Raw genomic sequence first — 26,310 nt, forward strand, 5'->3', positions numbered from 1 at the left:
CGTCCCGTCCGGCTCCGGCATCGCCCGTCCGGGGACCGTCCCCTCCGGCTCCGGCATCGCCGGCTGGTCAGCCGCCGAGTTCGACGCCCGCCACGAAGTGGTCGAACTCCCCGGCCCGCACGCCGAGTACGAAGGCGTCCCACTTGCGGCGGTTGGTGGTGACCACGTTGCCCGGGGCACTGGTCTCGCGCAGGTAGACGGGGGCTTCGCCGTCGTCCTCGCCGCCGTCGCCCTCGCCGAAGGCGATCTCGATCCAGGGGCCCGGGCCGGTCGCCTCCGGCGGGGCGGCACGGATCCAGGTGAGGTCGGGCGGGATGTCAGGCATGGGGTGTCCTTCGTGCCTCGGGTCCTTGGTGCCGCGGGTCCACCGTAGTCCCGGAAGGGCGTGTCCGACGGTTCTCTCACCTTGGTGGGACACAGTGGGTCCGGTGAAGCGAAACGCGCTGCTCGGTGCGGTCGTGCTGCTGGCCGTCACCTCCGCCTCGGAGGCGTCCGCCGACGGGGGGCCCGGGCCGCTCGGGGTGACCGCGGTGGCCGCGCCGACGAAGGACTCCGCGCGGGTCGGCGCGCTGTTCGACGCCGGGGACGGCGAGACCGCCGGTCGTCTCGCCGGCGGTCACTTCTGCACCGCCTCCGTCGTGCACGCGCGGCACCGCGACCTCGTCGTCTCGGCCGCCCACTGTCTCGGCGCGGGCGGCGACCTCGTCTTCGTACCGGGATACCGGCACGGCAGGGCGCCCCACGGCGTCTGGAAGGTGGCCCGGGTGTTCCTGCCCGACGGGTGGGCGACGGGGCGGGACGAGGACAGTGACGTCGCGTTCGCGACCTTGGACGCGCGGGACGGCAGGGACGTCGAGGACGTCGTCGGCGGGAATCGGTTCGTGACGCGGACGGCCACCGGCGCCACCGCCGTGACCGTCACCGGCTACCCGGACTCCCGCGAGGTCCCGGTCCGCTGCGTCAACCGGCCGGCCCCGCACAGCCCCACCCAGCAGCGCATCGACTGCCCCGGCTTCACCGGCGGGACCAGCGGGAGCCCGTGGGTGAACGGGGACGGGGACGTCGTGGGCGTCCTCGGCGGGCACGAGCGGGGCGGGGCGACGGCGGACATCTCGTACAGCGTGGTGCTGGGGCCGGAGGCCGCGAAGCTCTACCGGGTCGCGGCCTCCGGCCCTTAGGGGCGGGTCACGCGATGTGGTGGACGAGCTGCGTGGTCAGCTCGTAGCGGGCGCCCACGACGGCCAGCTCGCCGGCGGCGATCTTCGCGGCGAGGTCCGGCTCGGCGGCGAGACGGGCACGGACGGCTCGTATGTTGGCGTCGATGGTCGAGTCGACGCGGGCGTCGCCCTCCTTGGTGCGGTCGATGGCCGGACTGATCTGCTCGGCGAGGTACTGGATGTGGGCGGGCAGCTCCTCACCGCTCAGGTCCGCCTGGACGGCCGCCTTCACGGCGCCGCACGACTGGTGCCCGAGCACCATGACCAGCGGTATCCCCAGTTCGAGCACTCCGTAGGCGACGCTGCCGAGCACGGCCTCGTCCAGGACCTCGCCGGCGGTCCGCACGGTCATCAGGTCGCCGAGGCCCTGGTCGAAGACCAGCTCCGGGGGCACCCGGGAGTCGATGCAGCCGAGGACGACGGCGAAGGGGTGCTGGCCCGCCGTCAGACTCTGCCGGACGGCCGGGGTCTCGTCGGGGTGCCGCTCGCAGTAGGTGCGCCAGCGCCGGTTGCCCGCGGCCAGTTCCCGCAGGGCCTCGTCGGCGGTGCCGGGGCGGTGGGCGGCGGTGGGCCGCGGGGAGCGGCCGCGAGGAGCGGAGGCGGAGGCGGGGGCGGCCGCGACCGCGAGCCCGCCGCCCAGCGTCACGGCACCGGCGAGGCCGCGCAGAAGGGAACGGCGGGCGGTTCTGTGGGGGGTGTCGTCAGAGATCACGCCGTGGAACGTATGTCCGAGCCCGGAACGGGGTGACGACGTTGCCGAATCATGGGCGGGCATGGGGATTACGGGAACGACTGTTGGCCTGTGCTTGACGCGGTGTGGGGCGGCCGTTGACCTGGCCGCGTCTGAGGAAGGTTCAGCGGTCGGACCGCACCACCAGTCTGACGTTCTCCCCATCGTGCAGCTCGGCGAGCGTCCGCAGCGGGCTCGTCCCGGTCCGCCCGGGACAGCTCCGCCCCGTCGACCCAGGTCGTGGCGTGGGTGCCGGAGACGCGTTCCACGAGCGTGCGGCGGGTCTCGGCCGACGCGTCGGCCGGCAGGCGATCGCGGACGCCGAACAGGCAGCCGAAGGCGTCGTGGCCAATGAGGAGGGTGCGGCCCCGTACCTGCCAAGTGATCTATGTGGCATGGTCGGTTCAGTGGACGCACTGAAGGATCGGGACCCCGCGCGGATGGGCGCGTACACCCTGCTGGCCCGGCTGGGCGCGGGAGGCATGGGACAGGTCTATCTCGGGCGGTCGCCCGGCGGGCGGCTCGTCGCCCTCAAGGTGATCCGGGACGAGATCACCGACCATCCGGAGGCCCTGGCGCGGTTCCGGCGGGAGGTGGAGACGGTCCGCGCGGTACGGAGCGCGTACACCGCGAACCTCATTGACGCCTCGTTGGACACGGCGCCGTACTGGCTGGCGACCGAGTACGTGCCCGGGCCCACGCTGAGCCACGCCGTGGCGCGGAGGGGGCCGCTGCCCCCGGAGACGTGCCGGGCGCTGCTCGCGGCCCTGGCCGAAGGGCTCGCGGCGGTGCACGCGTACGGCGTGACGCACCGGGACCTCAAGCCGCAGAACGTGATCCTGGCAGCCCAGGGGCCGCAGCTCATCGACTTCGGGATAGCGCGCTCCGCGGCGCACACGGCGCTCACCGAAGCCGGGTTCGCGCCCGGTACACCCGGCTTCACCGCTCCCGAGGTGCTGTTGCGCAACGAGGTCGGGCCCGCCGCCGATGTCTTCGCCCTCGGCGCGACCCTGGCCCACGCGGCCACCGGACGGCCGCCCTTCGGGCACGGGGAACCCGCCGCGATCAGCTATCGCGCCGTCCACGAACCCATCGACCTCACCGGCGTGGAGCCCGGGCTGGCCGCGCTCCTCGGGGCATGCGTGGCCAAGGACCCGGCGGCACGACCCGGTCTCGGCGAGGTGGTCGCCCGCTGCGGCGTGCGGACCGCGCTCGTCGAGGACACGTTCTACGGAGGGCTCCTCGCGTTGGGGGAGGCGGTTCCCCCGACGCCGACGGCACTGCCCGCGATGCCGGCCACCCCGCCCGACGACGCCCCGGTCGGCGTGCACGACGCGCCGACGATCGCTCCTCAAGCCCCCCATGCCCTCGGTTACACGCCCACCCAGACGGCCCAGCCGAGCCGGACGCCCCGGCCGCGCGGGAAGTCGTGGCTGATCGCCGGGGCCGCGGGCGTGGCCGTCGCGGTGGGGGCCGTCGCCGCGCTCACCCTCCTTCCTGACGGGGACCACGACACCGGCAAGGGTGCCGACGGCACGGCAGGACCGCGGACCACCTCGGCGCCGGCCACGGCCTCCGGCAGCGACGAGTCCCAACTGCGGCCACCTGCCTACGTCGAGCAGACCAACCCGTCCCGTGACTTCTGGGAGGCCGACGCGACGTCGGCCGGCAGCGGACTCGGGGCGTGCAACCTGCCGTCGGAGGAGCAGAATCCGCAGTTCCAGTGGTCGGTTTCGGCGGCGGACGGCAATGGCCCCTACACCTCCGGCAAGGGCCGAATCGGGATCCGGCTCAAGTTCGCCGCCGCCGAGCCGTACTACGTCTCCGTGGCCGTGAAGGCCCCGCACGCGATCGACCAGGACACGGGCAGACCCTTCGAGGGCGCGGCCCAGGCGAACGTCGACCTGGGATACACGAGCAAGCCCGTCGCGGTCGGCACCGACTGGGTGGAACTGACCTATCCGGACGACTTCCGGCAGATCGTGCGGGGCAAGGAGGCGGGCGACGCCATACCCGTGGAGAACGACCCCGGTGACTGGACGGTGCTCTTCCTCCATGTCCAAGGAACCAGGAAATACGCGAGCATTGTCTGCGACGGGTTCGTCGCGAAGTAGCGCACACGACACGGACAGGTTCGGGAAAGACCCGTAAACAGGCCTGCGGTGGGGGAGGGTTGAAGCGTGCGAAAAGTTTGGGTGGTCGGCGGAGCCGCGGTCGGGCTCGGGCTCAGCTTCGTGATGCTGCTCGTCGTCGGTGTGTACGTCGTGGCCGGAAACCTGGTCAACGGCGTCGGCGCGGGAAGTGTCGGGCTGGCCAAGGGTGCCGTGCCGTCGGCGTACAGCGCGCTCGTGCAGAAGTGGGGCAACCTCTGCTCCGCCATCAACCCCGCGCTGCTGGCCGCACAGTTGTACCAGGAGAGCGGTTTCGACCCGGACGTCGTGAGCCCCGCCGACGCGCGCGGCATCGCCCAGTTCATCCCCAGCACCTGGGCCACCCATGGCATCGACGGCGACGGAGACGGCGACCGCGACATCTGGGACCCGAATGACGCGATTCCGTCGGCCGCTTCGTACGACTGCGATCTCGCGAAGTACGTCAAGACCGTGCCGGGAGACGTCACCGACAACATGCTCGCGGCCTACAACGCGGGCCCCGACCGCGTCATCAGGTCAGGCGGCGTTCCCGCGATCCGGGAGACGCAGAACTACGTCAAGACCATCCGCACCCTCGAGAAGAGCTTCGCCGCCCCCGTCACCCGGGTCGATCCCTCCAAGCAGGCCGCCGGGGCGATCTACTACGCGCAGAAGAAGTTGGGGACGCCCTATCTGTGGGGCGGGAACGGTACGCCTGAGCAGGGGGGACGGTTCGACTGTTCCGGGTTGACCAAGGCCGCTTACGCGAGTGTGGGGATCACCCTGCCCCGGGTCGCCAACGATCAGTACAACGCCGGGCCGCATCCGAAGCGGAGCGAGTTGCTGCCCGGGGATCTGGTGTTCTTCTCCAACGACTTGGGCAACTCGCGGGCCATTCACCACGTGGGGATCTACGTGGGCGGCGGCTACATGATCGACGCGCCTTACACGGGGGCCGTCATCCGGTTTGATCCCATCGACACGGCTGACTACTTTGGTGCCACCCGCGTCACCGAAGATGGCGCGAAAGCGCTCCCCACGAACGTCTGAAGGGTCCTCGGACCCGCCCCCTGAGCTGCGGCTATGTATCTCTCTTCGATAACGTCTGCGTGATCGTTCAGTGGAGAGTGGAACGTATCAACCGGGGCCGTGCGTTCCTGTTGAGGCGGGCGCACGAGAGATGCGCTGGGCAGAACATGACGAAGGGGCCGCAGCACCATGGCTGGACTCGCCGAATCCGGGTCGAACCCCGACGTCGACCTGCTCTATGACATCAACGGGCTCGCCAAGGACGCTCCGCACTGGCTCGACCGGGTGGTCGAGTTCGTCGGGGAGTACGGGCTGCTGCTCGCCATGACGGTGCTCATCCTGTGGTGCTGGGCGAGTGTGCGGCGGCGCCCCGGCGGGGCCGAGGAGGCCGCCTCCTCCGTCGCCGCGCTCGTGTGGGCGCCGCTCGCCGCCGCTGTCGCCGTGCTCGTCAACGTCCCCATCCGGGGGTTCGTGGAGCGGCCCCGGCCCTTCCTCGATCACCAGGGCCTCGAGGTACTCGTCTCCGGCAAGACCGACTACTCGTTCGTGAGCGACCACGCCACCCTCACCATGGCGATGGCCGTCGGGCTGTTCGTCGCCCACCGCAGGTTCGGGCTGGTGGGGATCGGGATCGCGCTGCTCGAAGGGTTCTGCCGGGTCTACATGGGCGTGCACTACCCGACCGACGTGGTCGGCGGGTTCGCGCTCGGGACCGCCGTCGCCCTGCTGCTGTCGCCCCTTGCCGCCCTGGCGCTCACTCCGCTGATGAAGGCCGTCGAGCGTTCGCCCCGGGTGGGCTGGGTCGTGCGGAGCCGGGCCGCGCGGGAGCGGGCCCGGGACGCGTTCGTCCCGGGGGCCCGGTCCGAGGCCGCCGCCGAGGAGCGGGATCTCGCCGCCTGAGGCCTACAGGGCCTGCGGGTAGGTGAAGAAGCCGTTCGGGTCGTACTGCTTCTTCAGCTGCGTCAGACGCGGGAGGGCGTCGCCGTAGTACGCCTTGCGCCAGTTGGTGAGGGTGGGATCGGCGTAGTTCTGGTACGCCGCGCCCGAGGCGTACGGGGTCATCGCCTTGTGGGCCGCGTTCAGCCAGGACTGCGCCGTCGAGCCGGTCGTGCCCGCCCGCCAGGACACGAGGTACTGGGCGAGCATGCGGGAGCGGCGGTGGACGAACGCCGTGGCCGTGGGGGAGACCCGGTTGACGGCTCCGCCCAGCGCCGTGAGGGCGATGCTGCCCGCGCCGCCCTGGACCGACCTCATCTGCTTCAGCAGCGTCTGGATGCCCGCCGTCGACAGGGAGCGGTCGAAGAAGTCGGAGCGCGCCGCGTACGTCTCCCGGCCCAGCTTGCCCTGCGGGGAGCGGCCCGGTGTCGAGCCCGGCAGGTGGCACTGGGCGTCGGCGGAGAAGGAGGAGCAGCCGGCGTAGATCTCCATCGCCTGTTCGTAGGAGCGGCGGCGGAGCGACACGGAGGAGGCTGGGGCGCCCACCTTGTCGGCCAGGCGGTCCACCGCGTTCTGGAGCTGGCCGTAGGTGCCGATGCAGAAGGCGGCCACCGAGACGGTGGGGTTGCCGCCGGCGGGGGCGGACAGGTGGAGGGAGGACCAGATCTCGTCCGGCTGGGACGGGCCCCACTCCTGCCAGGCCTTCACCACGGCCGCGGCCTTCGCCCAGGGCCAGGTGAGGTAGCCGGTCACGGCCTGCGGGGCGGGATGGGTCTTGAAGTGGAGTTCCGTGACGACGCCGAAGTTGCCGTTGCCCGCGCCGCGCAGGGCCCAGAACAGGTCCTTGTTCTGGGTGGCGTCGGCGACCAGCTGCTTGCCGTCCGCGGTGATGATGGTGGCCCGGGTGAGGCTGTCGCAGGTCAGGCCGTACGCACGGGACACGACTCCGTGGCCGCCGCCCAGGACCAGGCCCGAGACGCCCACCGTCGGGCAGGAGCCCGCCGGGATGGTCACGCCCTTGGCGGCGAGGGCGCGATAGACGTCGATCAGCTTGGCGCCGGCGCCCACGACGGCCGTGCCGCCGCTCGCGCGGGCCCTGTTGAGCTTCGAGACGTCGACGATCAGCCGGCCGTCGCCGGAGGACCATCCGCCGTAGGAGTGGCCGCCGTTGCGGATCGCGACCTTGGTGCGGTGGGCGCGGGCGTAGGCGAGGACGGTGCGGACGTCGTCGGCGTGGGCGACGTACGCCACGGCCGCGGGCTTCAGGTTGTCGAAGCGGGTGTTGTAGAGCTGACGGGCCGTCGTCCAGGAGGCGTCGCCGGGGCGGACCAGGGTGCCGTCCAGGTCGCGGGCGAGGGCGGCCCAGTCGGCCGGGGCGGAGGCGGCGTTGGCGCTGAGGGCGGTGAGGCCGGTGGTGCTGTCGCTGCCGGCGGCGGCCGCCTTGCTGCCGCCCGACGAGCTGCATGCCGCCGTCGTGACCGCCGCGACCGCGGCGGTGCCGCCTGCGATGAACGTACGCCGTTCCATGTCCTGCGCCTTCCGTCGGCCTGTCGGCTTCCCACGGCCTGTCGGCTTCATGGTGCGAGACGGGGCCTCGAGGCTACGGGTTCCAGCGGGCGCCGGCGGTGACGCAACGGTGACGTCAGCCGCGGGCATGCCCCTCGGCGTCGGTTCGGGCCAGGCTTCTCGCCCTGCGGGCCGGACCGCGCCAGCCGCAGGTGCAGCGGGCCAGACAGAACCTGCCCTGTTCGACGGTCGTGGTGGTGTGCTCCCCGTCGGGGAGCGGTGGGGCCGGGCCGTCCTGCTGCGTCACGCAGACAACGTTACCCAGTGACGGTGAATCGACGCGCACGGACAGGACCGGGGCGGTCCGCGGCGGCGGGTGCGGTGCTGCGGGGGCTGCGGGGTGCGGTGCTGCGGGGGCTGCGGGGAGGGGAGGGGCGGGGGCGCGGGGCGCGGGGCGGGACGACCCGTTCGGCGGTCGCGCCGGGGGTGGGGCCGCGTGACGGGGGCCCGTGGCCGTCGTTAGGCGGAACGACAGGGGGACCCGTGACGGACGTACCGGCTGGGGGTAGGCAGGCGATGGCTGAGCGGTGGCACAGGCGGCGCGCGTGGCGCGGTGGGGTGGTCGTCGCGGGGCTCGTGGCCGGTGGGTGCGCGGGGGTGGTGGGGTGTTCCGGCGGCGGTGCGGTCGCCGACGAGGACGCGCGGGGCGGGGAGGCGGTGGAGATGCTGCACCGGGCCGCCGACGCCCTGCGGGAGGCGGGCAGTTCGAGGGCCCGTACGTCCATGGAGATGGCCACCGGTGGGACCCGGGTGACCATCCGGGGCGAGGGGGTCTATGACTACCGCAGGCAGCTGGGGCGGTTGAAGGTGCTGCTGCCGCAGGACCCGGCGGGGACGAGTGAGCACCGGCCGATCACCGAACTGCTCGCGCCGGGTGCGCTGTTCATGAAGAACCGGGGTGCCGGGGTCCCGGACGACAAGTGGGTGCGGGTGGAGACGGCGACGCTGTCCGACGGGAACCTGGTCACCGGCGGGGCCACGGATCCGTTCGCCGCGGCGGAGGTGCTGCGCGGGGCGCGTACGGCGACGTACGTGGGCAGGACGGAGATCGCGGGGACGCCGGTGCGGCACTACCGGGGGACCGCGGATCTGGCGGTGGCGGCCGAGGACGCGTCGGCCGGGAGCCGGGGGGCGCTGGCGGCGGCGGCCAAGGGGTTCGCCACGGCTCGGGTGCCGTTCGACGTCTATCTGGACGACGACGGGCGGATCCGCAAGGTCAGGCACCGGTTCAGCTTTGTGAACGCGCGGCAGGAGCATGCCGTGGCGGTGGCGTCGACGACCCTGCTGTACGACTTCGGGGCGCCCGCCGACGTACGGCTGCCGGCGGCGGGCGACATCTTCGCGGGGCGGATCGCGGAGGGCTGAGGGGCCGGCGGAGGGAGGGATCGGTCACAGGACCGGCACAAGGACTAGCCCGTCCGTGCCATGCGCGCGGTGTAGAGCGCTCCCTACTCTAGGAAGCCGGTGACGGCAGAGACGAGGTGATGCGCGTGGCTCCGGTCGGCGGTACGGCAGTTCAGGACCACGTGGCCCTCGCCGAGATCGAGCTGTGCGGGGAGCTGATCATCGCGGCCTCGGCGGCCGGTGAGGAACGACTCAGCCTGGAGAGCATCGACCAGGTGCTGCGGGTGGGGGAGGAGCGGACCGGCCCGGCCGGGTCAGGTGCGCAGTAGACGGCCGATCGCCTTGGTCGCTTCCTCCACCTTCGCGTCGATCTCGTCGCCGCCCTTCAGGGCCGCGTCGGCGACGCAGTGGCGCAGGTGTTCCTCCAGCAGCTGCAGGGCGAAGGACTGCAGGGCCTTGGTGGAGGCGGACACCTGGGTGAGTATGTCGATGCAGTAGGTGTCCTCGTCGACCATGCGCTGCAGGCCCCGGATCTGGCCCTCGATGCGGCGCAGGCGCTTGAGGTGCTCGTCCTTCTGCTGGTGATAGCCGTGGGTGGCGTGCGGGGTGGGGGAGGGGGGCTCGGGGGGCGTCGGGTTGGTGGGCTCGGTGGCCTCCGTCGTCGTCATCGCGTCCTCCCGTATCGGACATATACCCCTGCCGGGTATATCGTAACGAACTTTGCCGGGTACACGACCCCTGAAGTGCCCCTTGTGCTGATCACTCTGTCTGATGGGTGACACTGGGGGACGGCCCGATAGCCATGGCCGGATGGTGCGCCTAGCATCAGCCTGGCCACCCGCTTGACCGAAACCGATGCATCCCGAGGACCCCACGTGCGCTTTCGTCTGACCCCCAGGGAGACGAGCTTCTACGACATGTTCGCCGCATCCGCGGACAACATCGTCACGGGCTCGAAACTCCTGATGGAACTGCTCGGGGCGGACACCGCCGGCCGGGCCGAGATCGCAGAGCGTATGCGGGCCGCGGAACACGCCGGTGACGACGCCACGCACGCGATCTTCCACCAGCTGAACTCCTCGTTCATCACGCCGTTCGACCGGGAGGACATCTACTCCCTCGCCTCGTCCCTCGACGACATCATGGACTTCATGGAGGAGGCCGTCGACCTGGTCGTCCTCTACAACGTCGAGGACCTGCCCAAGGGCGTCGAGCAGCAGATCGAGGTGCTGGCGCGGGCGGCGGAGCTGACGGCCGAGGCGATGCCGAACCTGCGCACGATGGAGAACCTGACCGAGTACTGGATCGAGGTCAACCGGCTGGAGAACCAGGCGGACCAGATCCACCGCAAGCTGCTGGCCCACCTCTTCAACGGCAAGTACGACGCGATCGAGGTGCTGAAGCTCAAGCAGATCGTGGACGTGCTGGAGGAAGCCGCCGACGCGTTCGAACACGTGGCGAACACGGTGGAGACCATCGCCGTCAAGGAGTCCTGAGCTCTTCATGGACACCTTTGCTCTGGTCGTGACCGTGTGCGTCGCGCTCGGTTTCACGTATACGAACGGCTTCCACGACTCGGCGAACGCGATCGCCACGTCCGTGTCGACCCGGGCGCTCACGCCGCGGGCGGCGCTGGCGATGGCCGCGGTCATGAACCTGGCGGGCGCCTTTCTCGGGTCCGGGGTCGCCAAGACCGTCAGTGAGGGGCTGATCGAGACGCCCCAGGGGTCGCAGGGGATGGGGATCCTCTTCGCCGCGCTGGTGGGGGCGATCACCTGGAACCTGGTCACCTGGTACTTCGGACTGCCCTCGTCGTCCTCGCACGCGCTGTTCGGCGGCATGGTCGGGGCCGCGCTGGCGGGGGGGACGACGGTCTACTGGAGCGGCGTCCTGGAGAAGGTCGTCATCCCCATGTTCGTGTCGCCGTTCGTGGGACTGATCGTCGGTTACCTGGTGATGACGGCGATTCTGTGGCTCTTCCGGAAGGCCAACCCGCACAAGGCGAAGCGGGGTTTCCGGATAGCGCAGACCGTCTCGGCGGCCGGGATGGCGCTGGGGCACGGTCTGCAGGACGCGCAGAAGACGATGGGCATCGTGGTGATGGCGCTGGTCATCGCCGATGTCGAGGACTACGGGGATCCGATCCCGGTGTGGGTCAAGATCGTGTGTGCGGTGATGCTGTCGGCGGGGACGTACGCCGGCGGGTGGCGGATCATGCGGACGCTCGGGCGGAAGATCATCGAGCTGGATCCGCCGCAGGGGTTCGCGGCGGAGACGACCGGCGCGTCGATCATGTTCACGACGGCGTTCCTGTTCAAGGCGCCGATCTCCACGACCCATGTGATCACCTCGGCGATCATGGGCGTGGGGGCGACGAAGCGGATCAACGCGGTGCGGTGGGGTGTGGCCAAGAACATCGTGCTGGGGTGGTTCATCACGATGCCGGCGGCCGCGGTGGTCGCGGCCGTGTCGTTCTGGCTGGTGAACCTCGCGTTCCTGTAGGAAATCCCGACCCGCCGGTCCCGCCCGTGGGATCATGCCGATCACGCGTTCTATGGACGCGTGATCGACCATTGAGGGGGGATTTCCATGGCGATTCTCGGCAGGCGGCTGCTGTCCGGCGCGGGAGTGGTGGGTGCCGCGGCGGCCACCATGCTCTACGTGGCCTCGCCTGCGTCGGCGGCGATCGAGCGCTACGGCGTGAGCACCGTCAACTGGGGCGGCTACGCGAGCGCGGCGGGCTCGAACGACTTCTACACCGACGGCGACGACTTCAACATCTGCGACAACTGGTCCGACGGCGCCGGTGTCGTCGGCTCCTGGAAGGTCGGCAGCGGCGGCACGGTCCACGACGTGTACAACGGCAAGGGCTTCGCCCAGTGCGTGCCGGTGGACGAGAACTTCGCCGAGTCGGCCACGATCTACCTCAAGGTCTGCCTCCGGGACAACGGTGACCTGAAGGAAGGCACCTGCAGCGGCTGGAAGAAGGCTTACGCCGACGGTATCGGGTGACGTCGGGCAACAACGGGCCCGCCCCCCGAAGCCGGGGGGCGGGCCCTCTGCGTCCTCGCGGTGGCACCGCCATGCAGCACCGCGAGGGGTAGGGGGGATCAGCCGAAGCGGCCCGAGATGTAGTCCTCCGTCGCCTGCACCGAGGGGTTGGAGAAGATGCGCTCGGTGTCGTCGATCTCGATCAGCTTGCCGGGCTGGCCCACGGCCGCGAGGTTGAAGAACGCCGTGCGGTCGGAGACGCGGGCGGCCTGCTGCATGTTGTGCGTCACGATGACGATCGTGAAGCGTTCCTTCAGCTCACCGATCAGGTCCTCGATGGCGAGCGTCGAGATGGGGTCCAGGGCCGAGCAGGGCTCGTCCATCAGCAGCACCTTCGGCTCCACCGCGATCGCCCGCGCGATGCACAGACGCTGCTGCTGGCCGCCGGACAGGCCCGAGCCGGGCTTGTTGAGGCGGTCCTTCACCTCGTTCCAGAGGTTCGCGCCCCGGAGCGACTTCTCGACGATCTCCGCCAGTTCGCTCTTGCGGTAGTTGCCGTTGAGGCGCAGCCCCGCCGCCACGTTGTCGAAGATCGACATGGTGGGAAAGGGGTTCGGACGCTGGAAGACCATGCCGATCTCGCGGCGGACGGACACCGGGTCCACGCCGGCGCCGTACAGGTCCTCGTCGTCCAGGAGCACCTTGCCCTCGACCCGGCCGCCCGACGTCACCTCGTGCATACGGTTCAGGGTGCGCAGGAACGTCGACTTGCCGCAGCCGGAGGGGCCGATGAAGGCCGTCACCGAGCGCGGCTCGACCGTCATCGAGATGTCCTCGATCGCCTTGTGGGTGCCGTAATAGGCGGTCAGTCCGCTGACATCGATTCGCTTGGACATGGTTACTACTTCACTTCCGTCTCGGTCGCTGAGCTGAGGGGCCACGCCCCGCGGAGCGGGAAAATGTCGCCTTAGCGACCGGTCTTGGGGGCCTTCCAGCGGGCGATGCCGCGGGCCACCAGGTTGAGGATCATCACGAAGGCGATCAGCGTGAGCGACGCCGCCCAGGCCCGGTCGTACGCCGCCGTGGAGCCGGCGCTCTGCGCGTACTGCTGGTAGATGTACAGCGGCAGCGAGGCCTGCGCGCCCTCGAAGGGGTTGTTGTTGATGAAGGGGTTTCCGAAGACGAGGAGGAGGACCGGAGCCGTTTCGCCGGCGATACGGGCCACCGCCAGCATCACACCGGTGATGATGCCGCCGATCGAGGTCGGGACCACCACCTTGACAATGGTGCGCCACTTCGGGACGCCGAGCGCCAGGCTCGCCTCCCGCAGTTCGTTCGGGACCAGCTTCAGCATTTCCTCGGTCGAGCGGACGACCACCGGCATCATCAGGATCGCCAGGGCGAGGGAGCCCGCGAAGCCGAAGGGCTGCATGTCGAACATCAGCATGAGGCTGAGGATGAACAGACCCGCGACGATGGACGGGATGCCGGTCATGACGTCGACGAAGAAGGTGACCGCCTTCGCCAGGTTGCCGCGGCCGTACTCCACCAGGTAGATGGCCGTGAGGATGCCGACCGGGGCGCCGATCAGCGTCGCCAGGCCGACCTGCTCCAGGCTGCCGATGATGGCGTGGTAGATACCGCCGCCCGGCTCGGAGTCGGCGACCACGCCCATGGAGTGGGTGAGGAAGTAGACGTCCAGGACCTTCACGCCCCGGACGATCGTCGTCCAGATCAGGGAGACCAGCGGGACCACGGCGAGGACGAACGCCACCCACACCAGGGAGGTGGCGATCCGGTCCTTGGCCTGGCGGCGGCCCTCGACCTTGGCCGCGATGCCGTAGGTGCCGAGGACGAAGAGGACGCCCGCGATCAGACCCCACTGGATCCTGCTGTCGAGGCCGGCCGCCAGGCCGATCCCGACGGCGACGGCGACCGAACCGACGGCGATCGCCCACGGGGACCACTTCGGGAGGCTCGCGCCGCGCAGGGTGCTGGGGCGCTTGTCGGCGACTGCGGTTGCGTGGCTCATGCGTTGGCCCCCGAGTACTCCTTGCGGCGGGCGATGATCATGCGGGCCGCGCCGTTGACCAGCAGGGTGATGACGAAGAGGACGAGACCGGAGGCGATGAGCGCGTCACGGCCGAACTCCGTCGCCTCGTTGAACTTGCTGGCGATGTTCTGGGCGAAGGTGCCGCCGCCGGGATTCAGCAGGCTGGCGTGGATGTCGAAGTCGGGGGACAGGACGGTGGCCACCGCCATCGTCTCGCCGAGCGCGCGGCCCAGGCCGAGCATGGAGGCCGAGATCACTCCGGAGCGGCCGAAGGGGATCACCGCGATGCGGACGACCTCCCAGCGGGTGGCGCCCAGCGCCAGGGCCGCCTCCTCGTGCATCTGCGGGACCTGCCGGAAGACCTCGCGGCTGACGTTGGTGATGATCGGCAGGATCATGATCGCCAGGAGGATGCCGACGGTGAGCATCGAGCGCGGCGCGCCCTCGTCCCAGGAGAAGATCCCGGTCCAGCCGAGGTAGTCGTTCAGCCAGCCGAACAGGCCGTCCAGGTGCGGTACGAGGACCAGGGCGCCCCAGAGGCCGTACACGATGGACGGGACGGCGGCGAGCAGGTCGATCACGTACGCGAGGGGGCCGCTCATGCGGCGCGGGGCGTAGTGCGTGATGAAGAGGGCGATCGCCACGGCGATCGGGACCGCGATCACCATCGCGATCACCGACGACACGACCGTGCCGAAGGCGAGGACCGCGATGCCGAACTTCGGCGGGATGAGGTTGGTGTTCCACTCGAAGGCGGTGAGGAAGTTGGCCTCGTCCTCGCTGATGGCCAGGTAGGCGCGGTAGGCCAGGAAGGCCGCGATCGCGGCCATGATCACCAGCAGCAGGATGCCCGACCCGCGGGAGAGACCGAGGAAGATCCGGTCACCGGGCCGGGTGGCGCCGCGGGCCGCGCGCTTCTCCTCGGCGGTCACGGGCTGCGGGGCGGGGGGAAGGGAGTCGTGGGGCGGGTGCGCGTCGTCGGCGCCGGTGCCTGTCTTCTGCGTTGATATGTCCATGGGGTCTCCGGTCTGCGGAGCCGCGTCGGGTGTGGGCGGCTCGGGCGGGGCCGGCCCTCGGGCGGCCCCTGGCGGCGGTGCACCGGACGGGTGCGGTCCGGTCCGGGTCTCCCCGGTGCCGGACCGCACCTTCAGATCAGCTCAGGCCCTCGATGGTGGTGCGGACCTTGGAGATGATGGCGTCGGGGATCGGCGCGTAGTCGATGCCCGAGAGGATGCCCTGGCCCTCCGTGCTGGCGATGTAGCGCAGGAACGCCTTGGTGGCGGGCAGGGTGGCGGACTTGTTGCCCTTGTCGCAGGCGATCTCGTAGGTGACCAGGGTGATCGGGTAGGCGCCGTCGGCCTTGGTGGTGTAGTCGAGCTTCAGCGACAGGTCGCTGCCGGTGCCGACGACCTGGGCGGCGGCGACGGCCTTGGTGGCACCGTCGGAGGACGCCTTGACCGGGGCGGAGGCGCCGGTGTCGATGGAGACGACGCCGAGACCGTCCTTGGCGTACGACAGCTCCATGTAGCCGATCGCGCCGCTGGTCTGCTTCACGCCCTGGGCGACACCGGAGGAGCCGGAGGCGGACTGGCCGCCCTTGGCCTGCCAGGCCTTGCCGCCGGAGTACTTCCAGTCGCTCGGGGCGGCGGCGATCAGGTACTTCGTGAAGTTGTCCGTCGTACCCGACTCGTCGGAGCGGTGGTACGGCTGGATCTTCAGGTCGGGGAGCTTGGCGTCGGGGTTGAGCGCGGCGATCGCCTTGTCGTTCCAGTTGGTGATCTTGCCGTCGAAGATCTTGGCGATCGTCGAGGCGTCGAGCACCAGGTCGTCCACGCCGGAGACGTTGTACGCGACGGCGATCGGGCCGGCGACCATCGGGAGGTCGATGCCCTGGCCGCCCGAGCAGACCGACTTGGACGCGGTGACCTCTTCGGGCTTCAGCGCGGAGTCCGAACCGGCGAAGGCGACCTGGCCCTGCGTGAACGCGGTGACACCGGCGCCCGAGCCGGAGCCCTTGTAGTTCACCTGGACCCCGGAGCAGGCCTGGGTGAAGTTCTTGACCCAGGCGTCGATCGCGTTCTTCTGCGCGGAGGAGCCGTCGGCGAGCAGCTGGCCCTTGGCGTCGTCGCACTTGATCGAGCCGGCCGCGGCGGTGGCGGAGGAGCTGCTGCCGCTGCTGGAGCCGGTGTCGTCGGAGCCGCACGCCGTGAGGGCCAGGGCGCCGGAGACGGCGAGAGCACCGAGGGTGAGGGCCCGCCGGTTCATGCGCTGAAGCTTCACTTGAGGGAGTTCCTTCCAGGAGCCGCCGTCCTGAATTCGGCGGCGTGCGAAAGTCATGGGCGGTGTGGGCGCGTCCGTCTGGTCGCGTTCCGCACCGGGTAAGGCCGAAATTAGGCAGATCAGGTGAAGGCGCCTACGGGCGCGAATGAACGACGGGTGAACCCCTGGGGACGTCCTGGTTAGGTCACGGAACGCTTACGTCGAGGACACGGCGGGGTTCCGGGTCAGGTGAGGCGCATGGTGTTCAGGAGGGCGTCGACGAGCTCACGGTCCCTGGCCTGGGTGAGACGGACGCGGGCCGCCGACGGCCGGAGCCACAGGAGGCGGTCGACCTCGTCGTTCGGGGTGAAGCCGCCGGACACCGCCTCGGCCGCCCAGTAGCGCACCTGCTTGGGCCGGCCGTTCGCCTCGTACCGCACGGTGGGCAGCGGGGCCCCGGGCGCGGCCCGGTAGCCCGTCTCCTCCGCGACCTCGCGCAGGGCACCGGCCAGTGGGTCCTCGCCCCGCTTGAGCTTGCCCTTGGGGTGTGACCAGTCGTCGTATTTGGGCCGGTGGACCAGACACACCTCCAGTTCACCGCCGACGGGGGAGCGGCGCCACAGGACACAGCCGGCTGCCTGGACGAGGGTCTGGTTCGGGGAGCTCACTGCTTCTCACCGCCTGCCTGACTGGCTCTCTGGCTTGCTGTCTGCCCGGGCCGGCCGTCCTCCCGGTGACGGCGTGCTGTCCGGGCGCTTACGGCATGGTGTACAGCGTGCCGTCCGGTCGCCGCGGCACGGTCTACGGCGTGCTGACGGTCTGCTTCTGCCAGCAGTGCTGGAACGCGTACCGCGCTGCCTCCACCTCATGCCGCTGGTCCGCGTGCAGTACGCCGAGCGCGTACGCGGTGGCCGGCGCGATGCGGGGCGTACGGGCCGCCTGGGCCGCGGCGGCCGCCGCCTCCGAGGCGTCCCGGTGCCGGTCGAGGGCCTGGCCCGCGGTGATCAGACGCATCTCCAGGGGCGTCCCGCGGCCGTGCAGGACCTCGCAGGCGTAGCGGTGCAGCCGCAGGAGCAGGCGGACCTGGTGCCAGGGCGCGTCCTGCGGGTGCGGGGCCGGGTCCGGGGAGAGGCCGTGGACCAGCGCCTCCGCGTTGTACGGGCTGCCCGCGGTCACGAGGGGCAGGGCGGCGACGGCGTCCACGAGACGCTCCTCGGCGGCCGCGGCGAGCGGGCGGAGGTCGGTGGTGGCGGCGCCGGGGGTGAGCGGGACCTCGCTGGCCAGGACGGCGACCTTGTCCGCGACCGCGTGGAAGCGGGAGGAGCCGAGCGCCTGGAGGGCGGTGCTGTGCGCCCGGGTGCGGGCGAGGGTGAGCTGGCGGTCGAGGAGGGCGCCTGCCTTGGCCGCGCCCACGGTGAGGTTGCCGCGGTCGGGGGCGGGCACCGTGGTGGGGCCCCCGCCGGGGGCGGACGCCGCCTTCGCCGGGACGGGCGCCGCCTTGGCCGGGACGGGCGCCGCCCCGGCGGCACGACTGCCCGCGGCCGCGCCTGCCGGGGAGGTGCCTGCTGCGGAGGTGCCCGCGGCTGCGCCCGGCGCGGAGGTGCCGGCCGCCGGGCCTGCCGCGGAGGTCTTCGCTGCCGTGCCGTGACCAGTCCTGCCCGCGGCCGCGGTGGACGCGGCGGTGCCCGCGGGGGCGCCTTGCGCGGGCCCGGCCGTGGGCGCGCCCAGTGTCGGGGCCGGTACCGGTGTGGTGCCCGACAGACGGTGCAGTGCCAGCAGCAGGCGTTCCAGGCGGGCGCCGTAGGCGTGCTCCAGGGCCAGCGTGCCCGAGAGCCAGGCCAGTTCCGGGCGGATCTGCTCCGACCACTCCGGGTCGAGGAGGGGGCGGAAGGTGTGCAGGCTGCCGCTGATGCGGCGGGCCGTGCGGCGCAGGGCGCGCGCCGCGTCGACGGCCTCCTCCGCGCCGCCCGCCGCACCGGGGGCCGCCGCGCCGCCCGCCCACGAGCCGTTGAGCGACGTACCGCCCCCGGTCTCCCGGTGCAGCCGCAGTGCGCGGAGGAAGTCCGTGGCCTGGGCCCGGAGGTAGCCCGCCAGGGCTTCCCCGGTGGGGGGCCCTTCGCCTCGGGCGGAGCCGAGAGCGGGGGCGGGCCCGGCCGCGGGACCCGTCAGGTCATGGTGTCGCTGTGCCACGCCGGCGCCTCCGGGCGTCTATGAGCATCTCCTGGACGTTGCGCAGGGGTTGGCCGTCCGCGTCGGCCGCGTGCCGGGTCCACTCGCCGTCCGGGCCGAGGTGCCAGGAGGAGGTGGCGTCGGACATGCCGGTTTCGAGCAGCCGGTTCAGGGCCGCCCGGTGGGCCGGGTCGGTGACCCTGACCAGGGCCTCGATCCGGCGGTCGAGGTTGCGGTGCATCATGTCGGCGCTGCCGATCCACACCTCGGGCTCGCCGCCGTTGCCGAAGCCGAAGACCCGGGAGTGCTCAAGGAAGCGGCCCAGGATCGAGCGGACCTTGATGTTCTCCGACAGACCCGGCACGCCCGGGCGCACCGCGCAGATGCCGCGCACCCACACCTCGACGGGCACGCCCGCCTGGGAGGCCCGGTAGAGGGAGTCGATCAGCGCCTCGTCGACGATCGAGTTGACCTTGATGCGGACGTACGCGGGACGTCCCGCGCGGTGGTGCTGGATCTCCTTCTCGACCCGGGAGATCAGGCCGTCGCGCAGTGACTTGGGGGCGACGAGGAGCCGGCGGTAGGTCTCGCGGCGGGAGTAGCCGGAGAGCCGGTTGAACAGGTCGGAGAGGTCGGCGCCGACCTGCGGGTCGGCGGTGAGCACCCCGAGGTCCTCGTAGAGCCGGGCCGTCTTCGGGTGGTAGTTGCCGGTGCCGACGTGGCTGTAACGCCGCAGCGTCTCGCCCTCCTGACGGACCACCAGGGACAGCTTGCAGTGGGTCTTCAGGCCGACGAGGCCGTAGACGACATGGCAGCCGGCCTCCTCCAGCTTGCGCGCCCACTTGATGTTGGCGTGCTCGTCGAAGCGGGCCTTGATCTCGACCAGGACGAGGACCTGCTTGCCGGACTCGGCCGCGTCGATGAGCGCGTCGACTATGGGGGAGTCGCCGGAGGTCCGGTACAGGGTCTGCTTGATCGCGAGGACGTCCGGGTCGGCGGCCGCCTGCTCCAGGAAGGCCTGGACGGAGGTGGAGAAGCTGTCGTACGGGTGGTGCAGGAGGACGTCGCGGCTGCGCAGCGCGCCGAAGATGTCGGGGGCGGAGGCGGACTCCACCTCGGCGAGGTCGCGGTGCGTGCCGGCGATGAACTTCTTGTACTTCAGCTCGGGCCGGTCGAGGCTGTGGATGCGGAAGAGACCCGTGAGGTCCAGGGGGCCCGGCAGCGGGTAGACCTCGGCCTCGGAGATCTTCAGCTCGCGCACCAGCAGGTCCAGGACCTCGCGGTCGATGGACTCCTCGACCTCCAGCCGCACCGGTGGTCCGAAGCGGCGCCGCATGAGCTCCTTCTCCAGGGCCTGCAGCAGGTTCTCGGCGTCGTCCTCCTCGACCTCCAGGTCCTCGTTCCGGGTGAGCCGGAAGGCGTGGTGCTCGAGCACCTCCATGCCCGGGAACAGCTCCTCCAGGTGCGCGGCGATGACGTCCTCGATGGGGACGTAGCGGCCGGGCGAGCTCTCCAGGAAGCGGGACAGCAGCGGCGGCACCTTGACGCGCGCGAAGTGCTTGTGACCGCTCACGGGGTTGCGTACGACGACCGCGAGGTTGAGCGAGAGACCCGAGATGTACGGGAACGGGTGCGCGGGGTCGACGGCCAGCGGGGTCAGGACCGGGAAGATCTGGTGCCGGAACAGCGTGAAGAGGCGGGCCTGCTCCTTCTCCGTCAGCTCGCCCCAGCGGACCAGGTGGATGCCCTCCTCCGCGAGCGCGGGGGCGACGTCCTCGTGGTAGGCGGCGGCGTGCCGGGCCATGAGCTCGCGCGAGCGGGCCCAGATCATCTCCAGCACCTCGCGGGGCTGCAGCCCGGAGGCGGAACGGGTGGCCACGCCCGTCGCGATGCGGCGCTTCAGTCCGGCCACCCGGACCATGAAGAACTCGTCCAGGTTGCTGGCGAAGATGGCGAGGAAGTTCGCTCGTTCCAGCAGGGGCGTGTTCGGGTCCTCGGCGAGCTCGAGCACCCGCTCGTTGAACGCGAGCCAGCTGCGCTCCCGGTCGAGGAAGCGGCCCTGCGGAAGCTGGGGCCCGTCGATCCTCGACTCCTCGTACGCGTCGAGGTCGGCATCGATGTCGGGTTCCAGATCGGAGACCGCGGCCGCGACGGTGTGCGGGCGGTGCGCGGCTATGGAGCCCACGGAGGGCTGCGCGTGCTGGACATCGGCCTGGGCGGCGTGTGACTGGCTCATGTACCCATTCTTCCGCGCCAGGAAGGTTACGGGCGCGTCGGAACGTGCAGGCGGGAGCGTGGCGGCCGTCTTTTCGGGGTGATCCCCCTCGGGCGGCGAGGCCTCGGGCACGGCGGGCTTCATTCGCCGAGCGTCGCAAGGCCGTCTGAACCGACGGTTACGGAGACATGGCGTGTGGGATATCGGGGGGCGGATCGCGGGGGTCGGGTGGGGCGCCGGGGGGGGGGCGCCCGTCGGGGAGGGGGCCGGCAGGGCCGTGGTGAAGGGGTGCGTACGTCCATCCCCCCGCGGAAGGGCGTACGCACCCCCGGCTCACGCCGCGCGGCGGCGCAGCAGCAGGAAGGCGGCGGTGGTGGCGACGGCGGCGACCGTGAGGACGACGCCGGTCTCCACGAGGCTGATCGGCCAGAAGTGGGACTCGGGGTGGTAGGTCGTGTAGAAGCCGGTGACGCCCAGGTCGTCGAGGCAGCCCTGCGTTCTGGCGGCCGGTCCGCCGTAGCAGTCGGTGACGTCGAAGTTCGGGACCCGACGGCCGTGGACGAGTGCGCCGCTCTCCACGGTCCACGCGGTGACGGGGTAGTCGAAGTCCTCCCTCGCCGAGGTGAGGGTCACGGCGGGCCAGAACGAGCCGCGGTACTGCGCCACCACGAAGGAGAGCGTCTGCACGGCGACGACACACACGCCGAGGGCCGGCAGCGGCCGGCGCAGCAGCAGCGCGGTGAGCGCGCCGACGGCGAGCGCGCAGAGCGCGTACGCGAGGGTGGTCGGACCGCGGGAGAGGTACGTGCTGTCTCCCATCCACTCGCTGAACAGCAGGTCCTCGTCGTAGGCCCAGCGGTACACCAGGACCAGCACGGTGGCGCCGGCGGTCACGACGAGCGCGGGGACGCCGAGCTTGGCGGTGAGCCAGCGGGTGGGGGAGATGCCCTGGGTCCAGGCGAGGTGCGCGGTCCCGTCGCCGAGTTCGCGGCCGATCAGCGCGCCGCCCGCGAAGGCGGCCACACCGAGGAAGAGGTACGAGATCAGCAGACCGACCAGATCGACGCCCGCGGAGTACCCGGGCAGGCCGGTGATCGTGATGTCGCACCAGTCCTGTCCCGCCCTGTCGCAGGCCGCCAGTGCCTTGCGTTCCTCATGGGCGGTGACCTCGGCGAGCCACACCAGCCAGCCGCTCAGACCCACCACGAACAGGGCCCAGACCAGGAGGGCGGAGCGGTGCAGGCGCAGGACGGTACGGGCGGTGCCCCAGGAGGTGTGCGGGGCCGCGGGGGTCGGGGAGACGCCGGCTCTCGCGTCGGCGACGGCGGTCATACGGTGGCCTCCTGGGCGGCGGTCGGGGCGGTGCGCGGGGTGGCGGTGGTGCGCCTGAGCAGGATGCACGCGGCCACGGTGAGGGCGGCGGCGACGGCCAGGAGCAGCGCGGTGGTGGTCAGCTGCAGCGGCCAGTAGTGGGACTCGGGGTGGTAGGTGGCGTAGAAGCCGGTGGCGTCGAGCCTGGCGTACACCGCCTCGCAGGCGTCGGCGGACGGGAACCGGCAGCCGGGGTCGGCGAGGTGGGCGCCGTCGGCGGTCACCAGGCCCGAGTCGACCGTGAGGCCCGCACCGTCCGGGCCGGTGCCGAGGCCGGTGACCTTGGTGACGGCCGGCCACAGGTGCGGCATGGCCTGGTCGGCCAGCACCCGCAGGGCGGCGACGGCACCGAGCGTGAGCGTCAGCGCGGGCAGGGTGCGGCGCAGCAGCAGACCGGCGAGGGCGCCGCCGGCCAGGCCGGTCAGCGCGAAGGCGACGGTGGTGGGGCCGTTGGTGTGCAGGGTCAGGTTGTCGTACCAGCTCTTGGCGGTGTCGATCCGGCCGTCGCCGGCCGACCACGTCAGGCGGTGCAGCGCGACCAGCAGCCCGGTGCCGGCGGCGACGAGCGCGGCGGGCACGGCGAGCTTGGTGGCCAGCCAGCGGGCCGGGGACAGGCCCTGTGTCCAGGCGAGCTGGGCGGTGCCGTGCTCCAGCTCGCGGCCGAACAGGGCGGCGCCCGCCCAGGCGGCGACCGCGAAGGGGAGCGCGGTCAGCGCGAACGTCGTGTACGTGTACACGTTCTTGTAGCGCAGGATCGCGTCCTGGTCGTACCGGCAGGGTGCGGCGTCGGCGCAGTCGGCGTCGTACTGCCGCCACGCCGCGGCCGCGGCGTCGGTGAGCGGGCCCCCCAGCCACACCAGGACGGCGGCGAGGACGGCGACGAGGCCCAGCCAGGTGTACAGGGCGGGGCGGTGCAGGCGCAGCAGCCAGCGGGGCGAAGGGGGCGAGGGGGACAGGGCGGGGACGGCGGGCGAGGCGAGGGTGGTCACGCGGCGGGCTCCTGGGCTCGGCGGGGCTCGGCGGGATGCCGGGTGGTCATGCCAGGGCCTCCTCGGGCGTCGCGGGCGTGAGGGGGGCGGCCTCGGGGTTGCGCAGGTAGGCGAGGACGAGTTCCTCGAGGGACGGCGTCGCCGTGCGCCAGTCGCCGGGGAGGCCGCCGGCGGGGCGGATCAGCGCGGTGAACTGACGGCCGGTGACCCGGGACTCGACCACCGTGTGCGGGGCGAGGCCGGTGTGCCCGTCCGCCGACTCCGACGTCGCGCTCACGCGCGTGTGCGCGGCGAGCAGGTCGTCCGTCTCCCCGGCGAGCCTGACCCGGCCGCCGCCGACCAGCAGCAGATGGTCGCAGGAGTCCTCCAGCTCGGCGACCACGTGCGAGGACATCACGATCGTGGTCCCGTACTGCGCCGCCTGGGACATGAGGGTGCCCATCAGCTCGTGCCGGGCGAGCGGGTCCAGGTCGGCCATCGGCTCGTCCAGGAGGAGCAGTTCGGGCCGTTTGCCGAGGGCGAGCGCGAGGGCGACGCGGGTGCGCTGGCCGCCGGAGAGCGCGCGGATCTTCCGCCCGGGGTCGAGGTCCCCGGCGGAGACGATCCGCCCGGCGGCCGCGGCGTCCCAGCGGCCCGGGTTGAGGTCGGCGCCCACGCGCAGCGTGTCGGCGACGGTGAGCTGCGGGTACAGGGGCTTGTCCTGGGCGACGTAGCCGACACGCGCGCGTGCGGAGGCGGGGTCCGTGCCGAGGACGGTGACCGTGCCCTCGGTGGGGGCCAGCAGCCCCGCGGCGAGGGCGAGGAGCGTGGACTTGCCGGCCCCGTTGGGCCCGACGACGGCGCAGACGCGGCCGGCGGGCAGCCGGAACGTGCAGTCCCGCAGCGCCCAGCCCCCGCGCCGGCCGAAACGCTTTCCGAGCGCGGTCGCCGCCATGGCGGTGTCGGTCATGAGGGTTCTCCCTGGGGGTGCGCGGGCTCTGGGCGGGCGGTGGGGTCGGCGGGGGCTGGGGCGGGTTCTCCACTGCCCGGCGGCGCGAAGCGTTCGTCGAGCACGGCGGTGAAGAGCGCGGCCACGTCGTCGCGGTCCAGGCCGGAGTCGCGGGCCCGGACCGCCCAGGCGTCCAGCTCGGTGCGCAGGGGCGAGTCGGCCGGGGCGGTGCTCAGCCCGCGCCGCACGAACGTGCCGAGCCCGCGCCGTGCCTCGACCAGCCCGTCGCGCTCCAGCTCGCGGTACGCCTTCAGCACGGTGTTCGGGTTGATGGCGGTCGCCTCGACGACCTCGCGGGCGGTGGGCAGCTTGTCGCCGGGCCGCAGGACGCCCAGCCGCAGGGCCTGCTTGGTCTGCTGGACGATCTGGACGTAGGTGGCCACGCCGCTGTGCCGGTCGATGCGGTACTCGACCACTCGGATCACCACCCTTTCACTAATTGAGTAGTGAAAGGGTGGTGCAAGGGGGGAGAGAAGTCAAGATCGGGAGGGAGAGGACGGGCCGGGCGGGGTGATGAGGTCCGGGGCCGGGGGGCGCAGATGCGGGGTGAGGTCCGGGCGGGGGGCCTGGAAATGCGGGGTGAGATCCGGGGCGGAGGGGCCTGGAAAATTCGTGGGCCGGATCGTGAACCGATCGGCGGGGCCGGACCGATGAGGGGATGTGAGCGAAACGAGAAGCGACGGGGAGCTGCTGCGGGCCATCGCGGCAGACGCGGACCGTCACGCCTTCGAGGAGCTGTACCGGCGGTACGCGCCGTGGCTGACCGCACGCATGCGCGGCCGCTGCGCCGACGCCGGGATAGTCGACGACGTCGTCCAGGAGACGTTCCTCGCGGTGTGGCGGGGCAGCGCCCGCTACCGCGAGGAGGGCGACGTCGCCGGCTGGCTGTGGCGCATCGGCGCGCGGCGGCTGGTCGACGCCCTGCGCGGCGACGGCGCGCGCGGCCGGCTGCGCCAGGCCCTCGCGCGTCTGCGCCACCGCGACGAGGCCTCGGCGGAGGAACGCGTGCTCGCGGGGGTGGAGCACGGGGACCTCGCCGGGGCCCTCACCCGCCTCTCCCCGGAGCTGCGGGCCGTCCTGCAGGCCACCGTCATCGACGGGCTCACCACCCGGGAGGCGGCCGTCCTGCTCGGCATCCCGCCCGGCACGGTCAAGACGCGGGCCCAACGCGCCCGCAAGCAACTGCGGGAGGCGCTGGCATGAAGCGGTTCGTGGACGAGGGGCACGGCGCCCACGGGGCCGTCCGGCGTACCGGCCGCGCCGGTGAGGCCGGCCGGCGCCGGTACGCGCGGGCCGGGGCCGCCGCCCGCGCGGGGGAGCGCCCGGCGGGGCACCGGGCCGACCGCCCCACGCCGTACGGGACAGCGGCCGGCGCCCGTCCGGGCGCCGGCATCGACCAGCCGAGGGAGGCACAGGCATGACGTGGCATGTGGCGGAAGACGATCTGCGCGCCTACGCCCACGGCGAGTTGGCGCCGCCCCTGCTGTGGTCCGCCGACACACACCTCACCGGGTGCGCGCAGTGCCGGGCCCGGCTCGCGCTGACCGCCGACCCCGTGGCGCTGGACGCCGGCTGGGAGCGGCTCGACGCCGAGCTGGACGCGCCGCGGCCGAGCCTCACCGAGCGGCTGCTGCTGCGGATCGGCGTCGCCGAGCACACCGCGCGGCTGCTCACCGCGACACCGGTACTGCGCCGCTCCTGGCTGCTGTCGGTGCTGTTCCTGCTGGTCATGACAGTGCTGGCGGTACGCGTCGCGGACGTGCCCGCGCTGTTCCTCGCGCTGGCCCCGCTGCTCCCGCTGGCCGGGGTCGCCCTGTCCTACGGCCCCGGCCTGGACCCGACGTACGAGATGGCCGTCGTCGCCCCGCTGCACGGCTTCCGGCTGCTGATGATCCGTACGGTCGCGGTGCTCACCGCGGGCCTCGCCCTCAACGGCCTGGCGACCCTCGCCCTCCCGGGCTACGGACTGATGGCCCTGGCCTGGCTGCTGCCCGCCCTCGCCCTCACGACGACGGCGCTCGCGCTCTCCGCCCGGCTGGGCCCGGTCCTCGCGCCCGCCCTGGTCGGCGGGGCCTGGCTGACCCTGCTGGTGACCCTGGCCCAGGTGCAGACCCATGGCGCCCTCGCCCCCTTCACCGCGGTCGGCCAGTCCGCCGCGGCAGGGGTGGCGGTGCTGGCCGCCCTGCTGCTCTACCAGGCCCGGGACCGCTTCGACGCCCGTCCCCTGGGCGGCTTCGGGGACGGAGGGACGGCATGACACGGCCCTTCGCGCCGCGGGGTGACGGCCGCGGCCCCACACCGCTCCCGGTCCCCGCGGCCGG

The 26,310-nt window shown here is 72.1% G+C and carries 28 protein-coding genes; 12 read left to right on the top strand and 16 right to left on the bottom strand.

What is annotated here, in order from left to right:
- Positions 1-67 precede the first annotated feature (67 nt).
- Complete coding sequence (locus ACFY30_RS07465) at positions 68-325, bottom strand: DUF397 domain-containing protein (protein ID WP_390844220.1); 258 nt, start codon at positions 323-325, stop codon at positions 68-70.
- Positions 326-428: 103 nt separating this feature from the next.
- Between ACFY30_RS07465 and ACFY30_RS07470 the strand changes: the two genes are divergently transcribed.
- Positions 429-1,178: a trypsin-like serine peptidase gene (locus ACFY30_RS07470; protein ID WP_390844221.1), complete on the top strand. Its 750-nt coding sequence runs from the start codon at positions 429-431 to the stop codon at positions 1,176-1,178.
- 7 nt (positions 1,179-1,185) lie between these two features.
- Here the strand turns inward: ACFY30_RS07470 and ACFY30_RS07475 are convergent, their stop codons facing one another.
- Positions 1,186-1,929 (bottom strand): carbonic anhydrase, encoded by a 744-nt coding sequence (locus ACFY30_RS07475; protein WP_390844222.1) that lies wholly within the window; start codon positions 1,927-1,929, stop codon positions 1,186-1,188.
- A gap of 425 nt (positions 1,930-2,354) precedes the next feature.
- On the opposite strand from ACFY30_RS07475, the gene ACFY30_RS07480 reads away from it, so the two are divergent.
- From ACFY30_RS07480 to ACFY30_RS07490, 3 genes are all read left to right on the top strand, one after another.
- Complete coding sequence (locus ACFY30_RS07480) at positions 2,355-4,061, top strand: protein kinase (protein ID WP_390844223.1); 1,707 nt, start codon at positions 2,355-2,357, stop codon at positions 4,059-4,061.
- Between the two features lie 123 nt (positions 4,062-4,184).
- Positions 4,185-5,129 (top strand): NlpC/P60 family protein, encoded by a 945-nt coding sequence (locus ACFY30_RS07485; protein ID WP_390844715.1) that lies wholly within the window; start codon positions 4,185-4,187, stop codon positions 5,127-5,129.
- A 168-nt stretch (positions 5,130-5,297) separates the two neighbouring features.
- Positions 5,298-6,008: a phosphatase PAP2 family protein gene (locus tag ACFY30_RS07490; protein WP_390844224.1), complete on the top strand. Its 711-nt coding sequence runs from the start codon at positions 5,298-5,300 to the stop codon at positions 6,006-6,008.
- A gap of 3 nt (positions 6,009-6,011) precedes the next feature.
- Here the strand turns inward: ACFY30_RS07490 and ACFY30_RS07495 are convergent, their stop codons facing one another.
- Both ACFY30_RS07495 and ACFY30_RS07500 read right to left on the bottom strand, forming a co-directional pair.
- Positions 6,012-7,571 (bottom strand): FAD-binding oxidoreductase, encoded by a 1,560-nt coding sequence (locus ACFY30_RS07495; RefSeq protein ID WP_390844225.1) that lies wholly within the window; start codon positions 7,569-7,571, stop codon positions 6,012-6,014.
- A gap of 115 nt (positions 7,572-7,686) precedes the next feature.
- Positions 7,687-7,857: a hypothetical protein gene (locus ACFY30_RS07500; protein ID WP_390844226.1), complete on the bottom strand. Its 171-nt coding sequence runs from the start codon at positions 7,855-7,857 to the stop codon at positions 7,687-7,689.
- 269 nt (positions 7,858-8,126) lie between these two features.
- Between ACFY30_RS07500 and ACFY30_RS07505 the strand changes: the two genes are divergently transcribed.
- Positions 8,127-8,975 carry a hypothetical protein gene (locus ACFY30_RS07505; protein WP_390844227.1) on the top strand — a complete coding sequence of 283 codons (849 nt, stop codon included), beginning with the start codon at positions 8,127-8,129 and terminating at the stop codon, positions 8,973-8,975.
- A 119-nt stretch (positions 8,976-9,094) separates the two neighbouring features.
- Positions 9,095-9,283 (top strand): hypothetical protein, encoded by a 189-nt coding sequence (locus tag ACFY30_RS07510; protein ID WP_390660593.1) that lies wholly within the window; start codon positions 9,095-9,097, stop codon positions 9,281-9,283.
- Here ACFY30_RS07510 and ACFY30_RS07515 read toward each other — a convergent pair.
- A complete protein-coding gene (locus ACFY30_RS07515; protein WP_390844228.1) occupies positions 9,269-9,622 on the bottom strand; it encodes a metal-sensitive transcriptional regulator in 354 nt (117 codons plus the stop codon). The genes ACFY30_RS07510 and ACFY30_RS07515 overlap by 15 nt on opposite strands.
- 207 nt (positions 9,623-9,829) lie before the next feature.
- On the opposite strand from ACFY30_RS07515, the gene ACFY30_RS07520 reads away from it, so the two are divergent.
- The 3 genes from ACFY30_RS07520 to ACFY30_RS07530 all read left to right on the top strand — a co-directional run bounded on the left by ACFY30_RS07520 (position 9,830) and on the right by ACFY30_RS07530 (position 11,966).
- A complete protein-coding gene (locus tag ACFY30_RS07520; RefSeq protein WP_055638981.1) occupies positions 9,830-10,450 on the top strand; it encodes a DUF47 domain-containing protein in 621 nt (206 codons plus the stop codon).
- Positions 10,451-10,457: 7 nt separating this feature from the next.
- A complete protein-coding gene (locus ACFY30_RS07525) occupies positions 10,458-11,456 on the top strand; it encodes an anion permease (RefSeq protein ID WP_390844229.1) in 999 nt (332 codons plus the stop codon).
- A gap of 87 nt (positions 11,457-11,543) precedes the next feature.
- A complete protein-coding gene (locus ACFY30_RS07530; protein WP_390844230.1) occupies positions 11,544-11,966 on the top strand; it encodes a hypothetical protein in 423 nt (140 codons plus the stop codon).
- A 98-nt stretch (positions 11,967-12,064) separates the two neighbouring features.
- Here ACFY30_RS07530 and pstB read toward each other — a convergent pair whose 3' ends face one another.
- From pstB to ACFY30_RS07585, 11 genes are all read right to left on the bottom strand, one after another.
- Positions 12,065-12,841 carry a phosphate ABC transporter ATP-binding protein PstB gene (gene pstB / locus ACFY30_RS07535; protein WP_390660589.1) on the bottom strand — a complete coding sequence of 259 codons (777 nt, stop codon included), beginning with the start codon at positions 12,839-12,841 and terminating at the stop codon, positions 12,065-12,067.
- Between the two features lie 71 nt (positions 12,842-12,912).
- A complete protein-coding gene (gene pstA / locus ACFY30_RS07540) occupies positions 12,913-13,977 on the bottom strand; it encodes a phosphate ABC transporter permease PstA (protein ID WP_390844231.1) in 1,065 nt (354 codons plus the stop codon).
- Complete coding sequence (gene pstC / locus ACFY30_RS07545; protein WP_390844232.1) at positions 13,974-15,014, bottom strand: phosphate ABC transporter permease subunit PstC; 1,041 nt, start codon at positions 15,012-15,014, stop codon at positions 13,974-13,976. The genes pstA and pstC overlap by 4 nt, the downstream gene beginning before the upstream one ends.
- A 136-nt stretch (positions 15,015-15,150) precedes the next feature.
- Complete coding sequence (gene pstS / locus ACFY30_RS07550; protein WP_390844233.1) at positions 15,151-16,278, bottom strand: phosphate ABC transporter substrate-binding protein PstS; 1,128 nt, start codon at positions 16,276-16,278, stop codon at positions 15,151-15,153.
- Between the two features lie 224 nt (positions 16,279-16,502).
- The gene (locus ACFY30_RS07555; RefSeq protein WP_390844234.1) at positions 16,503-16,925 is read right to left on the bottom strand and encodes an NUDIX hydrolase; all 423 of its coding nucleotides are present in this window, start codon (positions 16,923-16,925) and stop codon (positions 16,503-16,505) included.
- A gap of 133 nt (positions 16,926-17,058) precedes the next feature.
- Positions 17,059-18,447, bottom strand: coding sequence for a CHAD domain-containing protein (locus tag ACFY30_RS07560; protein WP_390844235.1), 1,389 nt, complete (start codon positions 18,445-18,447; stop codon positions 17,059-17,061).
- On the bottom strand, positions 18,428-20,785 hold the full coding sequence (locus ACFY30_RS07565) for an RNA degradosome polyphosphate kinase (protein WP_390844236.1): 2,358 nt from the start codon (positions 20,783-20,785) through the stop codon (positions 18,428-18,430). The genes ACFY30_RS07560 and ACFY30_RS07565 overlap by 20 nt, the downstream gene beginning before the upstream one ends.
- A gap of 189 nt (positions 20,786-20,974) precedes the next feature.
- Positions 20,975-21,973 (bottom strand): hypothetical protein, encoded by a 999-nt coding sequence (locus ACFY30_RS07570; protein ID WP_390844237.1) that lies wholly within the window; start codon positions 21,971-21,973, stop codon positions 20,975-20,977.
- The gene (locus ACFY30_RS07575; RefSeq protein WP_390844238.1) at positions 21,970-23,001 is read right to left on the bottom strand and encodes an ABC transporter permease; all 1,032 of its coding nucleotides are present in this window, start codon (positions 22,999-23,001) and stop codon (positions 21,970-21,972) included. Before ACFY30_RS07575 ends, ACFY30_RS07570 begins: the two co-directional genes overlap by 4 nt.
- 46 nt (positions 23,002-23,047) lie before the next feature.
- Positions 23,048-23,950 carry an ABC transporter ATP-binding protein gene (locus ACFY30_RS07580; protein ID WP_390844239.1) on the bottom strand — a complete coding sequence of 301 codons (903 nt, stop codon included), beginning with the start codon at positions 23,948-23,950 and terminating at the stop codon, positions 23,048-23,050.
- Entirely contained in the window at positions 23,947-24,414 is a 468-nt protein-coding gene (locus tag ACFY30_RS07585) for a GntR family transcriptional regulator (protein WP_390844240.1), read from the bottom strand. The genes ACFY30_RS07580 and ACFY30_RS07585 overlap by 4 nt, the downstream gene beginning before the upstream one ends.
- Before the next feature lie 235 nt (positions 24,415-24,649).
- Between ACFY30_RS07585 and ACFY30_RS07590 the strand changes: the two genes are divergently transcribed.
- The 3 genes from ACFY30_RS07590 to ACFY30_RS07600 are packed head-to-tail and all read left to right on the top strand — an operon-like array spanning position 24,650 to position 26,246.
- Positions 24,650-25,192, top strand: a complete 543-nt coding sequence (locus ACFY30_RS07590; RefSeq protein WP_390660578.1) for an RNA polymerase sigma factor — start codon at positions 24,650-24,652, stop codon at positions 25,190-25,192.
- On the top strand, positions 25,189-25,410 hold the full coding sequence (locus tag ACFY30_RS07595; RefSeq protein ID WP_390844241.1) for a hypothetical protein: 222 nt from the start codon (positions 25,189-25,191) through the stop codon (positions 25,408-25,410). Before ACFY30_RS07590 ends, ACFY30_RS07595 begins: the two co-directional genes overlap by 4 nt.
- Positions 25,407-26,246, top strand: coding sequence for an anti-sigma factor family protein (locus tag ACFY30_RS07600; RefSeq protein ID WP_390844242.1), 840 nt, complete (start codon positions 25,407-25,409; stop codon positions 26,244-26,246). Before ACFY30_RS07595 ends, ACFY30_RS07600 begins: the two co-directional genes overlap by 4 nt.
- Positions 26,247-26,310 lie beyond the last annotated feature (64 nt).

This window comes from Streptomyces sp. NPDC000345, assembly GCF_042898825.1.
Lineage (GTDB): Bacteria > Actinomycetota > Actinomycetes > Streptomycetales > Streptomycetaceae > Streptomyces.

Excerpts from the sequence above, each read along its gene's own strand:
- ACFY30_RS07525 (WP_390844229.1), top strand. The coding sequence starts at position 10,458 with ATGGACACCTTTGCTCTGGTCGTGACCGTGTGCGTCGCGCTCGGTTTC.
- ACFY30_RS07495 (WP_390844225.1), bottom strand. The coding sequence starts at position 7,571 with ATGGAACGGCGTACGTTCATCGCAGGCGGCACCGCCGCGGTCGCGGCG.
- pstB (WP_390660589.1), bottom strand. The coding sequence starts at position 12,841 with ATGTCCAAGCGAATCGATGTCAGCGGACTGACCGCCTATTACGGCACC.
- ACFY30_RS07580 (WP_390844239.1), bottom strand. The coding sequence starts at position 23,950 with ATGACCGACACCGCCATGGCGGCGACCGCGCTCGGAAAGCGTTTCGGC.
- ACFY30_RS07570 (WP_390844237.1), bottom strand. The coding sequence starts at position 21,973 with ATGACCGCCGTCGCCGACGCGAGAGCCGGCGTCTCCCCGACCCCCGCG.
- ACFY30_RS07530 (WP_390844230.1), top strand. The coding sequence starts at position 11,544 with ATGGCGATTCTCGGCAGGCGGCTGCTGTCCGGCGCGGGAGTGGTGGGT.
- ACFY30_RS07465 (WP_390844220.1), bottom strand. The coding sequence starts at position 325 with ATGCCTGACATCCCGCCCGACCTCACCTGGATCCGTGCCGCCCCGCCG.
- ACFY30_RS07515 (WP_390844228.1), bottom strand. The coding sequence starts at position 9,622 with ATGACGACGACGGAGGCCACCGAGCCCACCAACCCGACGCCCCCCGAG.
- pstC (WP_390844232.1), bottom strand. The coding sequence starts at position 15,014 with ATGGACATATCAACGCAGAAGACAGGCACCGGCGCCGACGACGCGCAC.
- pstA (WP_390844231.1), bottom strand. The coding sequence starts at position 13,977 with ATGAGCCACGCAACCGCAGTCGCCGACAAGCGCCCCAGCACCCTGCGC.
- ACFY30_RS07600 (WP_390844242.1), top strand. The coding sequence starts at position 25,407 with ATGACGTGGCATGTGGCGGAAGACGATCTGCGCGCCTACGCCCACGGC.
- ACFY30_RS07595 (WP_390844241.1), top strand. The coding sequence starts at position 25,189 with ATGAAGCGGTTCGTGGACGAGGGGCACGGCGCCCACGGGGCCGTCCGG.
- ACFY30_RS07505 (WP_390844227.1), top strand. The coding sequence starts at position 8,127 with ATGGCTGAGCGGTGGCACAGGCGGCGCGCGTGGCGCGGTGGGGTGGTC.
- ACFY30_RS07565 (WP_390844236.1), bottom strand. The coding sequence starts at position 20,785 with ATGAAGCCCGCCGTGCCCGAGGCCTCGCCGCCCGAGGGGGATCACCCC.
- ACFY30_RS07510 (WP_390660593.1), top strand. The coding sequence starts at position 9,095 with ATGCGCGTGGCTCCGGTCGGCGGTACGGCAGTTCAGGACCACGTGGCC.
- ACFY30_RS07490 (WP_390844224.1), top strand. The coding sequence starts at position 5,298 with ATGGCTGGACTCGCCGAATCCGGGTCGAACCCCGACGTCGACCTGCTC.
- ACFY30_RS07485 (WP_390844715.1), top strand. The coding sequence starts at position 4,185 with ATGCTGCTCGTCGTCGGTGTGTACGTCGTGGCCGGAAACCTGGTCAAC.